Genomic DNA, 13,462 nt, shown 5'->3' with positions numbered 1-13,462 from the left:
GCAGCCGTCAGGATGTGTCAACCTGGAACATTCCGGGACAGTGCCCGGTCAGCGGCCGTCCACCTCCAGCAGCCCCGCTCCCGATCCGTCCTTAGAGCCTGTTCACAGATGCTTAAGTGCGGGTCCGTAGAGGGCAGGGCCGATCTTGTTGATGTGGCCTTGGCGTGACCATTGGGACAGCTGGACGCGGAAGCTGTTGACGTTGTCGATCCCGAGGATGGCGGCCAGCTCGGTGCCCTTCCATGCCCGCCAGGGCTGGGCAGCCAGGAGTTCGAGGACCTTGCCGCGCCGGTCGGGGCTGGTCGGCGCCGGCAGCGGTGGAGGGTCGCTCCAGCGGCCGTGGGCTGGCAGTCCTGCCAGGTCACGGGTGAGGCGGCGGGTCATGTGGTGGACGGTGGCCCACAGCACCATGGCTTCGTGATGCTCCGGTTTTCGTTCATAGCAGCGGACCAGACGGCGGTAGCGCATCAGCAAGGCGAAGGACCTCTCCACCACCCACCGGCGGGGCAGCACGACGAACCCCTTCATGTCGTCATTGCGCTTGACGATCTCGATGGTGCAGGCCAGGACTTGCTTGGCCCAGGTGACCAGCCGTCCGGCGTAGCCGCCGTCAGCCCACACCAGGCCGATGGTGGAGAACTTCTCCCGCAGCCGGGCCAGCAGCGGAGCGGCACCGTCACGGTCCTGCACTGAGGCCGCGGTGCTGATCACACAGATCAGCAGGCCGAGGGTGTCGACCGCGATATGCCGCTTCTGTCCCTTGATCTTCTTGCCGCCGTCGTACCCGCAGGCGGCCGAGCCGACGGTCTCGGCCGCCTTCACGCTCTGCGCATCGATCACCGCCGCGGTCGGCGCCTCCTTGCGGCCGGCCGCGACCCGGATCCGGCCGCGCAGCCGATCCACCAAGCTGTGCGGCATCCCCCGGGCGGACCAGCGTTCGAAAAACGCGTACACCGCCGGCCATGGCGGGAAGTCCACCGGCATAGCCCGCCACTCGATCCCGTACCTGGTCACATAGCCGATCGCGTCCAGCATCGCCCGTAGATCATGACGTGTCGGTGCACCGCCTGGGCCCTTGCGTAACCTGGCCATCACCGCCTCGGCCTCCGGCCGCAGCACCTGCCACTGCTCATCGGTCAGATCCGACGGGTACGACCGGATCCGATCCCGGCACAGGCAACCGGGCACAACACAACTGGCGCTGACGCCAGGAAACCGGTAGACAGTCATCCAAGGGCTTCTGGTGGGCGAGTGATCTAGACACTCCCTCGACTATCAGAAGCCCTCTTCTGTCTCCAGAGCCGACACGCCAACCCACCCAAACCGATCGCTAACAGGCTCTTAGTGGGGTGTCCGCGAATCTCGGCCGGGCCGATCGCTTCGCCGGAAGAAACCTGCGGTTCTCGCGAAGACCAATACGGGATTGTGACACATTTGTGCCCTTGCCTGGAGGCCCCGGCACCGCGCTACGTAGAGGGGTTTCCGAATCGTTGCGGTGGTGCTGCACGTGCGGGGCAAGATCACACAAAGGGGGATTACGCTGGTCAGCCAATGGGGATGGGCGGTGCCCCTGCCCGCGAACTTCCCCTCCGCCCCCTTTGTGCGATCTTGGAGGGGTCCCCGTACGGGTGGCTCCGAAACAATTCGGCAACCTCTCCCCTTGCGTCCTACCGGCTATGTCCCTGTGATCACTTTGAGGACATCTTGGGCCAGAGTCTGGCTGGCGGCGGCAACAAACTTCTGTCGCCGGTTCATGGCTTCTGCGATGTCGGCCAACGTGCTGAAGTGATAGTCCAGCGGGATAGGGCTGCCTTGCAGGTCGAGGACAACGCCACCGGCGGCGTGAAGGATGTAGTGGCCTGGGGCAAGGTCCCAGATGGCGAACCCCTTGGCGAACTCGATCATCGCATCGGTGAAGCCTGCCGCGACATGGCACAAACCAACCGACCCGAAGTCGACCCCGATGCGTCCCCGGTTCCCCCCGCTTGGAGATCGCTGCCCCAGCCTCTCTAGGAAATCGGTCTGTCGAGCCAGCGGAAGGAAGCGTTCGGTTGGTTTCATGAGGTAGTTGGTGATCAACGATTCAGGCAGCGAAGCTGCCTTCCCCGGGCGTAGGGGGTAGCGCTGTCCGTCCGCTGTGATGACGAAGGCATGATCTCGTCCGGTGTGGTCGCGGGCCGCGATGTAGATCTGGAGGTGGTGGAAGATGTCGCCAACCACCGCCGCGATTGGGCGCGCAAGGTTACGCGAGTAGACCATGACATGGGTGTAGCCGTGCAGAGCGCGAACAGCGAGTTCGCTCGTGTCGAGTGGATCAACCAGGACGCAGAGATCGGGGTCGGGATCGTCTCCAACGAGCTGTGGATCTGCCTCCTCTGAGGCGTAGATGTAAGACGGAAGGTAGTCACTAAGTAGCTTCTGGTAACGCTCATGCATCCACAGGTCATGGTCCGAGAGGAAGTTGTCCGCATGTCGAAGGTTTCTGCTCTCGGCGTGCTCGCCCGAGAGTGCAGCCTCGATCAGTCGAGGCCGGATCTCGCGGATCACTGTAGTGACCATCTGGGCGAGATTGTGTGCGAGATCCGGTAGAGGGTGCTGAGGTGCCACGATGAGTAGCCTCCATTTGGTCAGCGTAGTTCGAGAGGCGGTTCGATACCGGGAGGGCTCATCGTGGCGGCGATGAACACTGCGGCGAAGTCGGCTGCTCTCATAATTCCGGCTCCGGTTAGATCGTCGAAATCTGCCACCTCAAGGCGGGGGTCCTTCGTCATTGCGCCGAAGACCGCAAAGTAGATTTCGGCTCCTGGGTAGCGGTGGCGGAGCTGGTTGGTGATGAAGCCGACGACGTTCGCATGCTTCACCTCGAAGTCGCAGAGGACAATAGTCGGGGACTCCCGGAGAGCCGGATAGGACGATGCCTCATCAAGGGCAATGTCGTCGCGGTTCTTGATGCACTTGAGGTAGCCGATGGGACACCGGCCGAACTGCGCGGACGCGAGGAGAGTAGCCATAACGAGGCCAGCTTCGTTGATGCCGAAGCATGCATCCGCGTCCAAGCGGCGGCCGAGATTCTTGATCTGGCGAATGAGCCGTTCGACCCCAAACCCGAAGGATGTCCAGGTCAAGTTCAGCAACTGACCAGGTTGGGGATTCGGTAACGAGAACACCCGGATGGCCGGGTTACCGTTCTCGACTGTTGGAACGTCGAGGCTGAAGTCGCCACCGATGATGTTGCCTCCTGCCGCAAGCAGTTGTGAGGCTGATGATTGAGATAGTGGCAAGCTGCCAGGGGTAGCCGCCTCCGCCGTCTCTGGGCGCGCTGATGGCAAGGTCGCAGCAGCGAAACTCTTGAGTGAAAGTTGATCTTCGGGGGCAAGGCGCTCGTACGCTTCGGCGACCAGATCACCGGGTGAGATGCGTTCCTCTGCGACGCCCAGCGGGCCTTGGCCGTATGCGGTGGCGAGAATCAAGAGACTTGAGAACGTCGGGGGCGACCCGGCTCCGCCACGGCCTCGCGCCCATGCCTCCCATGCGTTGAGGGTGGTCCCGCCGAGGCTGGTCTGATGGCCGGTGACCTCGTTGTAACGAACAGCCGCTTGATCCTGTGAGAGGCCACAGGCGTAGCGATGCGCCTGAAGGCTACAGATATCCGGATGCTGATTCATCAGTTCTACCGCAGCCTTTTTGACCGATCCCAGTTGCTGCCACAGGTGTCTGCCAAGGCGTGCCATTTCACGCCCGCGCGCTTGTGGACTTACCCCTGCTTGTCTCTGTTTGGTCATGGCTACCCTCCACCGCTGCGCTCACAACGGACTGCCGCGTTGGGCTGGCTTGAGACATCAAGGTTACCCATTCAAATGGGCAATGGGGTGGCATCAACGAAAAGACGCAGGTCATGCCCGCCCACAGATCCGGGCGTCCACACGCTTTTGCGCAGGTGCGAGGGCGCTTCATGAATTGCGATCGTGTGATCACGCGCTAGTGCGCGAGAAGACACAAGAGGTCCCAAGAAATGAGCGGACCCGCCCACAGTGCTCGAACACCGGGACGGGTCCTTGATCGCACACGGGAGGTGCGACCCATGGGAAACGATAGAGCCACCGGCAGGGCCGGAGCGAGCCCCGGCAGCAGAGCACGAGCGGGGACACTCGGGAGAGTCTCCTCTCTCGTTCCCGTGCGCCCGAGCACTGACCCTCTACCGGCGGTCAGTACGACGACGCCGAACGTCGCGCGGATGTATGACTACTACCTGGGCGGCAAGGACAACTACGCGGTTGATCGCGAGCGCGCGGAACAGATGATCGCGACGGTTCCGTTGGTGCGGGAGACCGCGCGTGCGAACCGGGCATTCCTGGGGCGGGCGGTGCGGTTCCTGGCCGACGAGGCGGGGATCGATCAATTCCTCGACATCGGGGCGGGCCTGCCCACGCAAAACAACGTCCATCAGGTCGCGGAGCGGGTCAACCCGGCGTCGCGCGTGATGTACGTGGACAACGACTCGATGGTGCTCACGCACGCTCGGGCGCTGCTGGCCACCAACGCGCGGACAGGGGTGATTCAGGGGGACGTCCGCAACCCGGTGCACATCGTGCGTCATCCCGAGGTTCGCGGGCTGCTGGATCTGTCGCGGCCGGTGGCGGTGATGCTGGTCTCGCTGATGCACTTCATCCGCGATGAGGACAATCCTTACGATCTGGTCGCCTCGTTGATGGCGGCGGTGCCGTCGGGCTCTTGCCTGGTGCTGTCGCACGTGGAGCATCAGCCGGAGTACGAGGACGCGGTCGCCGCGTCCTACGCGCGGGCCAGTGCTCCAGTCGTGGCGCGGCCGGTGGAAGAGATCGGCCGGTTCTTCGACGGGATGGACCTGGTCTATCCGGGGCTGGTGAACGTCCGGCAGTGGCGACCGGATGAGGAGGTCAGCCCCGTTGATCCGGACGTCCCGTTCTTCGGCGCGATCGGGATCAAGAGGTGAGGCGGCCAGACGGGCATCGGGCCGCGCGTCGCTCTCCTGCTGTGGTCGCGGCGGAGCGGCTGCGGGAGGAACTGGAGCGGTACGGGATCGGGGCGGACATTCACGAGGGCGACGGGGTCGCGCTGGTGTCGGTCTGGGTCGATCTGGTCGTCTGGACGGACGGCGCGTACTCCTACCTGTGGTGGACGGGCGAGCACTTTCCGCGCTCCAGTCTCCGCAAGTACACCTACGGCCCCGTAGATGACCCCGTCGCGGCGGCTCGCCGGGTCGCGGCCCGGTATGCGGAGCTACGGCACGGTCACCCCAGATCGCGGGAGGTCGGCGAGACGCTGGCGGCGGTCCCGGAAGGCTTCGCGGTACCGAGCACGGCTCGGCGGGGCTGCTGGTACTGCGAGCGGCCATCGGGGGCCGACACCGCCTTGGAGGAGTATCGGGTGCGGGTGGCGCGGGAGCCGCTGTGTGCGTGGTGCCGCATCCTGTCGGACCTGCGCAGGCAGCTTGTCCGGTTGGAGCCGCTGCTGCCGGAGGTGGCGGAGGTGCATCCGGATCTCGTCGCCGAAGCGTGGGAACTGCTCGCCCCGGTGGTTCCCCGCTCGGGGCTGGTGTTGCACGGGGCCTTCCAGGTTCCGGCCCCCGCTTAGGCGGCACATGAGCGGCGCGGCGGTACGGGAACCCAGCGCACTGCCCCGTACCGCCCGCCTTCCATCGGGGTCACGGAGAGGGAATCAATGATCAAAGAGGGAACGGCCACGTATGTGGACGGGCAGGGACCCGTGATCCCGTTCACCGGTAAGTACGCGGTGAAGGATGCTCGGGTCTTCGACCTCATCCGGGCGGGGTGGGATCGGGCGGGACTCGCTGATGCGCCCTATCGTCCGCTGCGGATCGAGTTCGAGCTGACGACCAAGTGCAACGACACCTGCCCGAGCTGCGGAATGGGCGCGTTGTCCCTGCAAGCGGGCCGCTCGCTCACCGATGGGCAACTCGATCATCTGGTGTCGGAGTTCGAGAGCATCGCTCTGCCAAGCGTCGCCATCACCGGCGGTGAACCGTTCGTCGCCACGCGGGCGCTGCTTCGGTTCATGGACCGTGCGCGGGGCACGGTGGATATCTCCAAGCTCACCACCAATGGCGTGTGGGGGTCGGAGCGGCGTTGCGGGCCGACTTTTGATCGGCTGGTCGCGCACGGCCTGTTAGACAACCGGCTGTTCGTGCCGCTGCTCATGGTGTCGATCGGTGAGCAGACAACCCCGCTGGATCGGGTGTGCCGGATCATTCACCATGTGGTCACCGAGTTCAGCCATCGTGAACTCAACATCGCGGTGTCCAGCCTCGCCGATCCGGCCGACCGGGAGCACAAGATCTATCCCCTCATGCGGCTGTATGAGGAGACGTACGGGGGGTTCCCGCATGACCGGGTCCACTCCACCATGCGCGTGTACCTGGAGAACGAGCGCTTGGAGGATCAAGCTCTGATCCACCGTCCGGGTCGTACCTCGGTCGCCAAGTGGATGGACCACTGCTATGACTGCTTCGCGCCCACGGTGGGGGCCTACGTGCTGCCCACTGCCCTGCTGAAGGCGTCCGGCGACCTGTACGCCTGCGCGGCCTTCAACGTGCCGGAGAAGCTCCGGTTCGGGAACATCTTCGCTGAGCCGCTGCGCGAGGTCATCGCCCGCACCAACCGCTCGTCATACGTCGCCACGGTGCGGGAGGGCGGGGGCCTTAAGGCGTTGCACCGCGTCATCCCGCGCGCCGAAACCGAGAAGATGACGTGCGGGAGCTTCTGCGGCTCCTGCTCCCTGCTCATCGACGCCTACGAGCAGCGCACAGGCGAGCGGGGGCCGGGTGGTCCTGCGCTGCCGATGGTGAACGTTGACACGCTGTGGTCCCGGCTGGCCGCCACACGCGCAGGAAGGGACAACGCGTGTGGATGACTCGGCCCCACGGATCGCGGCGATAGTCTCCGAGGCTGTGGCACAGGTCACCAGATGTGAGCCGCCGCGTGAAGATCTGCATCTGAATCTGCTGGGCGACCTCGGCGTGGACAGCCTGGCCCTGCTGGAACTGGTCGAGATCCTGGAGAAGCGATTCCGGGTGAGCATCCCGGACGAGGACACCGGGCAGATACGGACCCTCGCCGACCTCACTTCCGTGATCCACCGGCTCACCAGTACCGATCCGACTTCGACACAGATAGGCAAACGATGACCGCACGACTCATTCAGCCATCCGGGCGCGGCTTCCTGCTGTTCGACTCCCACCCCGCGGGGTGCGCGCGGATCGTCGCCGACATGGCGGCCCAGGTTCAGCCGAAAACGCAACCGGGTGAGGGGAAACGGCCGGTCGCCCTGGTCATCGGCTCCAGCGCCGGTTACGGACTGGCCGCCTCAGTCGCCGGTATCACCCGGTACGGCGTGCAGGGGGTGGGCCTGTGCTTCGAGCGTCCTCCGACCGCCCGCCGGACGGCGACGGCGGGGTGGTATCGAACGATCGCCACGGCCACACTCGCGCAGGAGACCGGGAGCGATTTCGCGTTCGTCAACGGGGACGCCTTCGCCGACGCCACCAAGGATGACGTACTCGACCTGGTGGCCAAGCGGTTCGGGGGCATCGATTACCTGATCTACAGCGTCGCCGCGCCACGTCGCACCGACCCTGTCACGGGGGCGCTCCATCAGTCGGTGATCCAGCCCATCGGAGCCGAGCACGTCACCAAGACGCTCGAATTCGACGAGGACGGGACGCCCCATCTCAAAGAGATCCGCGTCCAGCCCGCCACGGACGAGGAGGCGGCCGACACGGTGAAGGTCATGGGCGGTGAGGACTGGGCGCGCTGGGTCGATGCTCTGGAGGCGCGCGATCTGATCCGGCCGGGCTTCACCACGGTGGCGCTGTCCTACATCGGTTCCCATCTCACCTCGGCCATCTACCGGGCAGGGACGATCGGAGCGGCCAAACTGCATCTTGAGGGGACGGCATCCGTCCTCAGGGATCGGCTGAGCGCCCACGGCGGCCGTGCCCTGACCTCCGTCAACGGGGCGGCGGTCACGCAGGCGTCAACGGCCATCCCCGGCATCGCCCTGTACGTGAGTCTGCTGCGCGATGTCCTCGGTGAGGGCATGGCGTCGCCGCTGGCCCAGTCCATCGACCTGTGGGACCAGCTCACCGGGACCGCCCCGCTCGACACCGACGAACAGGGCCGCATCCGCCTCGACCGTTGGGAGCTTGACGAGGAGGTCCAGGCGGCCGTGACCGAGCGATGGGAGGCGGCGACCCCTGACACCATCGGGGATCTCGCCGACACCGGCTGGTTCCGGGACGAGGTCCGGCGGCTGTACGGCTTCGAGGTTCCGGGTGTGGACTACACCCTGCTCTCCGACCCCGATCTGCTCTGGCCCGCCGTCTGACCGGACAGCGCCGTCAGGCAGACCCGACACGTGGGCCGGTTCTACCCCCAAGGATCAGGAGGACACGTGATCGTGAACGACCGCGTCCAGCGGTGTGAGGAGTACATCCGACGCCCCCGCCGCCCCTATGCGGAACGCAAGGCCCGGTACCAGGCGGCGGCGGATCGGCTCTACCTGGGCGGGCTGTCCAACCTTGACATTCTGGTGGACGTTGGGGCCGGGCTCACCGAACTGGATGTCTGTCTACGGGTCGAACACGGATGGCGCGGCCGGTACGTCCCGGTAGACGGGTGGCTCGACGGCGTTGACCTGAACACCTGGGAGCCTGACCGCTGCTTCGACTGGTTCGCCGCCCTGGAGATTCTGGAGCACCTCAACGAACCGGGCCGCCTGGTGGAGGTGCTCCAGAAGCACGCGACACGAGGGCTCGTCGTCACCACGCCCAATCCCGATGTCTGGGATGTCCTGGCGATGGACTCGACTCACGTGACGCCGATCAGCCGCGCCATGTTGGAGGAGTGGGGCTTTCAGACCACGCTGCACACCTTTTACGGCAAGTACCAGGATGGCATTACCGGGCTCTGGCTCCGGGACGGTTGACCTCACCTACTACCGCTGTCCCCTACGAGGGCTGACCAGCGGTGTACGACCGGCGCGGCTATGCGGGCCGCCTGATTCCTCGCCGCGGGCTTGGATCGCCGCGCCGTTCCATACCTCGCGCTGCTGAACCCCTCCTGCGCCATCCCTAGGGGTGTGGTTGCGCGTCCGTGCCGCTGTCCGGTCCCCACACCTGGGACGGCGGCGAGTTGGCCCCCGCTTTCTGAGCTCCAGAGCAGAGGGCGGGGGCCTTCCCTATGTCCGCTGGGCTGAGCGGAGCGGCCGGCGTCAATGCGAAGCACCCCGAAGGGGGCCGCGTAGCGGTTGAGGCCGGTGGCGGAGCGAGGCCGTGGGGATAGAAGGAGGGCCTCGGACATCACGACGAGCGTAGATGTCCGTGACCCTTCTACCGGCCAGCGACCTTTGGGTCAGGGGGCTGCCCACCATCCGAAGGCAGGAAAGTTGCTGTAGCGGCTGGGTTGCCGTAGGTCTCGGGCCGGTAGTGGGGTCGTGCTGATAGAAATCACCTTTCCTGTGGCCACATCGACCTGTATGTACTGCTCCGAGGGGGCGGCCGTCGGGTGATTTGTTGTGGCGGCGGTGGCGGCAGGTGACGCGATAAGTGCTGAGTAGACAATCGATGTCGCCAGAAGTGGCAGTATGAGCCGCTTGCTGCTAATTGACTGCTTACGCATCGCTCCTCCAGCGAACATGGCGTTACCGTGGTCATGAAGAAAACAGCGTAGCGGCCAGCGACCGGGTGGCAGATGTGATCAACCGCCGCGCCTGCGTGGATACAAGCGGCCGGTCAGGCGGCGCATCCGACCTCGGCCGTTGGAGTCCGGAGTGACCTACGCGCGTGGCTGCTCATCCCAGCCAGACCACAGGAACAGGCCGGGGTCAGGATCGTCGAGAAGACGGAAGTCGGTCGTCTTTAAGTGAACCTTCAGATCGGATTGAACGGCATCAATGTGGAGCACGAAATGAGTGCTCACATCGATGGTCATAGAACCGATCTCAGTATTTGAATGAAGAAGCGCGCACCTGTAGGCGGTCCGACGCAATGTCGGGTCGATCGCCGGGGAGTTGCATTCTCCCAAGGTGCAGCTCAGCAGGTTTCGCGCCATGACCGGTGGGCGTGAAAGGAGTGTGACCTCATCCGCTTGGAGCTCAGGCTCCAAACGGCCATAGCTCCAGTCTTCCCCTGCCATGTGGATCAGACCTTGGCCTGGCAATTCCGTTCGCCAATGCCATGGGGTTCGGAACCAGTAATCCACAGTTCGCCGTCCGAGGGTCCCCTCCAGTAGGTAACGGCCTCGGACGGCGAACACGGTGAGTTCAGGGGCCTTCACGTAACCATTTCTAGCACGAAAGCGCGGCTCCCGAGCTGTAGGCCGTTGAGGTCTGCCCGAGCATCCCACCGGAGTTGTGCCAGGTAGCGTAGGCCTTTGTCTGGTCTGTGCCGCTGCCTCCCACTGGCGAGTGCTTGACGGACTCCGTTGCCGGGCGCAGCGTTCCGGACCGCCCCCTGGGGAGAGGTCCGGAGTCGTTCTAGGCATCGCCGCGCCCTTCCCTTCAGTGGTGGTGCGGGGTGCGGTTGCGCGTCCGTGCCGCTGCCCGGTCCCCACCAGGCGGGGACCGTTGCATTTCTGGTCGGTCCAGCCTCAGTCCGGCTGTCTTATCCTGAAGGTCGCCTCAAGTCCTGGGAGGACGAGCGATGAGATGGGTTATGCCACTACTTGTCGTCACGGTTGTGGGCGCGTTGAACCGGTTCGTCTTTAGCTTGACCAGAGGACGAATCCTGCTATACAAGTTCACCGGCATGCCTTCTGTCACGCTCATGATTGCGAGGCCGGAAATGGGCCATGCAGAGCGCGCCGTCCTTTCATGCCTGCCTGATGGGGAAACGCATGTTGTCCTGAGGCATGAGCGCCGCATGCATCCCGCCGATGCACTTCTCACGGGAAGCGGTATCTCAATATTCATTGACGCGGATATCGACGCCTGGCCTGTCGTAGCGTCACCTGTCGGTGAGAATCCGGACAAACTTCTGGCTCGCCTGCTCGAAAACGAATCCTTCATCAGACGCTGCGAGGTGAGGGCGTCGCGTCTGGTCCCCTTTGCGCGGCTGAAGCCGGACAGTCGCCCGTGAGGCCTTGCGGGCACTCACGGGCGGCTGTCCTTGGTTAAGGAAGGCTGATGGCTATATGCACCACCAGCTATTCACGCCGCTAGTCGCAACGGCGGGACTTGGTGCCCACTTGCCTTGGTACTTGGTGGTGATGTACGCGCGAGTCCGGTACTTGTGGGCCCCGCGCGGGTCATGAGCGCAGTTGTAGGACACCCTGGACTTGTAGTTCTTGTTGTTGCTAACGTTGCACCCGTACTTCACAGGGCCGCTCGCCACGACCGACCACAAGCCGGTGCCGGGGAAGTACTCTTCGAGATCCGCTTCGATCCGGCAGTCCTCGGGCTTTGGGGTCGTGCAGAAGTTGATGTATGCCTCTGCCCAGATAGGCGGCTTGTTGTACGTCACGGTGAACGGAGCTTCTGCCACGACTGTGCAGCCGATCGGAGCGGCGCTAGCCTCCGCTATTCAGCGCTGAAGGCCGGACAAGACCGTTGAAATGAAGAAGGTGCACCTGATCTGCAAGGATGCGATTGCCTAGATCAACGTCCACAACAGAATCGGGTTCACCGTTCGGGTGAAGCGTACGCGATGGGACCACCGGCTGTCTGTCGCCGGGGACGCCAAAGGACTCGTTGGCCACGCAGGAGCCGTCTTACTACGTAAGTGCGCTGATCAGACAGGCCTGACCAAGGAACTCGGGGCGGTCTTCGCCCGATTGGAGTCCTCGCCGCTGTGGGATCGCGGTGTCGTGATGGTCCAGCTCGCGGTGGCGATCGTGCTGGGAGCGACCAGCATGCGGCAGATCAGCGTGCTGGCCCATCGGGCCGACCTGTTCGGGGCGCCGCCGTCGGATTCGACCGTGCGCCGAGCATTGGAGGCGGCCGGGAGCGACCCGGTGCTGCTTGGGCGGATCGCCCGGGCGCGGGCGAGGACGCGCGCGCATGTGTGGGAGTTGATCGAGGCGACCGGGGCGGGCTTCCCCTGGATGGTCGTGGCGGGAAAGGTCCTGACCGGCTGGGTCGTCATCGACATCGACGCCACGCTGATCACCGCGCACTCCAAGAAGGAGGGGGCTGCGGCGACGTTCAAGAAGACGTGGGGCTTTCATCCGCTGGCCGCCTGGCGCGCCCAGACCCAGGAGTGCCTGGCCATGCTGCTGCGAGAGGGATCGGCCGGGTCCAACACCGTCATCGACCACCTGGAGGTGCTGGCGGCGGCGATCGCGCAGATCCCCGCACACCGGCGGTCCAAGCTGCTGATCCGTATCGACGGCGCGGGTGCCACCCATGACCTGCTCGCTCGGTTGGAGAAGCTCAACACGACGCGGCGGACGGTCCGGTTCACCGTCGGCTGGGCGATCACCGATGTCGATGAGGCGGCGATCGCCGCGCTGCCCCAGGGGGCGTGGGAGGCCGCGTTGCGCCAGGACGGCAGCCTTCACCAAGACGCCGCCGTCGCCGAGCTGACCGGCCTGAACGCCCGTGCCGGTGTGTGGAAGGTACGGCTGGTCGTGCGCCGGGTCAAGCCCTCCCGGCGGCATCAGGCGACGCTGACGGCGCTGGAGAAGAAGACGGGCTGGAAGTACTCGATCATCGCGACCAACATGGGCCCGCGGGGGATGCGTTGCGTGCCGGGCAGTCATCATGCGCAGTTCATCGACGTGCTTCATCGCGCCCACGCCACTGTGGAAGATCGTGTGAGGACGAACAAGGCCATGGGCCTGCGCAACCTGCCGTCGAAGACCTGGACGGTGAACGTCGGCTGGGTCCTGGCCGCCAACCTCGCCGCCGATCTGGACGCCTGGACCCGCCTGCTCGGCCTGTACGACGACGCCGAACTCGCCCGCGCCGAGCCGCAGACCATGCGCTACTGCCTGTGGCACCTGCCCGCCCGGCTCGTCCGTCACGCTCGCCGCCGCATCCTGAAGATCAGCGTCACCTGGCCGTGGACGGCTGCGTTCCTGACGTGCTGGCAGCGTCTATGCGCCCTTCCAGCGCCCGGCTGACCAGCCCGAATCCGATCCGTCACGCAAGGAAGGACTGGCCGCACCACCCCCCGGCCCGTGGAAGCCGACGCCCACCCGAGCGCCTCGGGTAACCCGCCGTACCGGCCGAGGACCTGAACAGGACGATCAGGCGGAAACCTCCGCAGGGCGGAGGCCCTTACCGAACCCGACTCAGGCCTGATTCATCGAGGCTAGCGCCCTGAACATCAGGATCGGCCTCCACTCCTGAGAAGGCCATACCGGGCTCGCCCGAAAGTTCCGGCTCTCCAGGCAGAACGTCACTGGTTGGGACGTCGTTCGGGTCATCGTCTGCCACCGCCGGAGAGGCAACGGCCAGAAGAAGTGCT

General features: G+C 65.0%; 13 protein-coding genes. 8 read left to right on the top strand and 5 right to left on the bottom strand.

The annotated features are described in order from the left end of the window. Positions 1-102: 102 nt before the first annotated feature. The 3 genes from ACQP1V_RS16190 to ACQP1V_RS16180 form a co-directional block, all read right to left on the bottom strand. The gene (locus tag ACQP1V_RS16190; RefSeq protein WP_433412213.1) at positions 103-1,230 is read right to left on the bottom strand and encodes an IS5 family transposase; all 1,128 of its coding nucleotides are present in this window, start codon (positions 1,228-1,230) and stop codon (positions 103-105) included. Positions 1,231-1,674: 444 nt separating this feature from the next. Beyond that, a complete protein-coding gene (locus tag ACQP1V_RS16185; protein WP_433423623.1) occupies positions 1,675-2,607 on the bottom strand; it encodes an inositol monophosphatase family protein in 933 nt (310 codons plus the stop codon). Positions 2,608-2,627: 20 nt separating this feature from the next. Continuing rightward, positions 2,628-3,782 carry a hypothetical protein gene (locus tag ACQP1V_RS16180; protein ID WP_433423621.1) on the bottom strand — a complete coding sequence of 385 codons (1,155 nt, stop codon included), beginning with the start codon at positions 3,780-3,782 and terminating at the stop codon, positions 2,628-2,630. Positions 3,783-4,174: 392 nt separating this feature from the next. Between ACQP1V_RS16180 and ACQP1V_RS16175 the strand changes: the two genes are divergently transcribed. The 6 genes from ACQP1V_RS16175 to ACQP1V_RS16150 all read left to right on the top strand — a co-directional run bounded on the left by ACQP1V_RS16175 (position 4,175) and on the right by ACQP1V_RS16150 (position 8,982). After that, positions 4,175-4,972 carry an SAM-dependent methyltransferase gene (locus ACQP1V_RS16175; protein WP_433423619.1) on the top strand — a complete coding sequence of 266 codons (798 nt, stop codon included), beginning with the start codon at positions 4,175-4,177 and terminating at the stop codon, positions 4,970-4,972. Next, positions 4,969-5,613, top strand: coding sequence for a hypothetical protein (locus ACQP1V_RS16170; RefSeq protein ID WP_433423616.1), 645 nt, complete (start codon positions 4,969-4,971; stop codon positions 5,611-5,613). The genes ACQP1V_RS16175 and ACQP1V_RS16170 overlap by 4 nt, the downstream gene beginning before the upstream one ends. A gap of 87 nt (positions 5,614-5,700) precedes the next feature. Continuing rightward, positions 5,701-6,909, top strand: a complete 1,209-nt coding sequence (locus tag ACQP1V_RS16165) for a 4Fe-4S cluster-binding domain-containing protein (RefSeq protein WP_433423613.1) — start codon at positions 5,701-5,703, stop codon at positions 6,907-6,909. Positions 6,910-6,946: 37 nt separating this feature from the next. Beyond that, positions 6,947-7,183 carry an acyl carrier protein gene (locus ACQP1V_RS16160; RefSeq protein ID WP_433423610.1) on the top strand — a complete coding sequence of 79 codons (237 nt, stop codon included), beginning with the start codon at positions 6,947-6,949 and terminating at the stop codon, positions 7,181-7,183. After that, complete coding sequence (fabV, locus tag ACQP1V_RS16155; protein WP_433423607.1) at positions 7,180-8,382, top strand: enoyl-[acyl-carrier-protein] reductase FabV; 1,203 nt, start codon at positions 7,180-7,182, stop codon at positions 8,380-8,382. Before ACQP1V_RS16160 ends, fabV begins: the two co-directional genes overlap by 4 nt. 66 nt (positions 8,383-8,448) lie before the next feature. After that, the gene (locus tag ACQP1V_RS16150; RefSeq protein WP_433423604.1) at positions 8,449-8,982 is read left to right on the top strand and encodes a hypothetical protein; all 534 of its coding nucleotides are present in this window, start codon (positions 8,449-8,451) and stop codon (positions 8,980-8,982) included. A gap of 848 nt (positions 8,983-9,830) precedes the next feature. Here the strand turns inward: ACQP1V_RS16150 and ACQP1V_RS16145 are convergent. Then, positions 9,831-10,190 carry a hypothetical protein gene (locus tag ACQP1V_RS16145; protein WP_433423602.1) on the bottom strand — a complete coding sequence of 120 codons (360 nt, stop codon included), beginning with the start codon at positions 10,188-10,190 and terminating at the stop codon, positions 9,831-9,833. Positions 10,191-10,708: 518 nt separating this feature from the next. Here ACQP1V_RS16145 and ACQP1V_RS16140 point away from each other — a divergent pair. After that, entirely contained in the window at positions 10,709-11,131 is a 423-nt protein-coding gene (locus ACQP1V_RS16140; RefSeq protein WP_433423599.1) for a hypothetical protein, read from the top strand. A gap of 51 nt (positions 11,132-11,182) precedes the next feature. On the opposite strand, the gene ACQP1V_RS16135 is transcribed toward ACQP1V_RS16140, so the two are convergent. Then, the gene (locus tag ACQP1V_RS16135; protein WP_433423598.1) at positions 11,183-11,515 is read right to left on the bottom strand and encodes a hypothetical protein; all 333 of its coding nucleotides are present in this window, start codon (positions 11,513-11,515) and stop codon (positions 11,183-11,185) included. Positions 11,516-11,648: 133 nt separating this feature from the next. Between ACQP1V_RS16135 and ACQP1V_RS16130 the strand changes: the two genes are divergently transcribed. Then, complete coding sequence (locus ACQP1V_RS16130) at positions 11,649-13,115, top strand: IS1380 family transposase (RefSeq protein WP_433425850.1); 1,467 nt, start codon at positions 11,649-11,651, stop codon at positions 13,113-13,115. Positions 13,116-13,462 lie beyond the last annotated feature (347 nt).

The sequence above is a fragment of the Microtetraspora malaysiensis genome (assembly GCF_050947145.1).
Lineage (GTDB): Bacteria > Actinomycetota > Actinomycetes > Streptosporangiales > Streptosporangiaceae > Microtetraspora_A > Microtetraspora_A malaysiensis.
The sequence above is the reverse complement of the archived record's forward strand: the minus strand, read 5'-3'. Positions and strand labels throughout refer to the sequence as shown.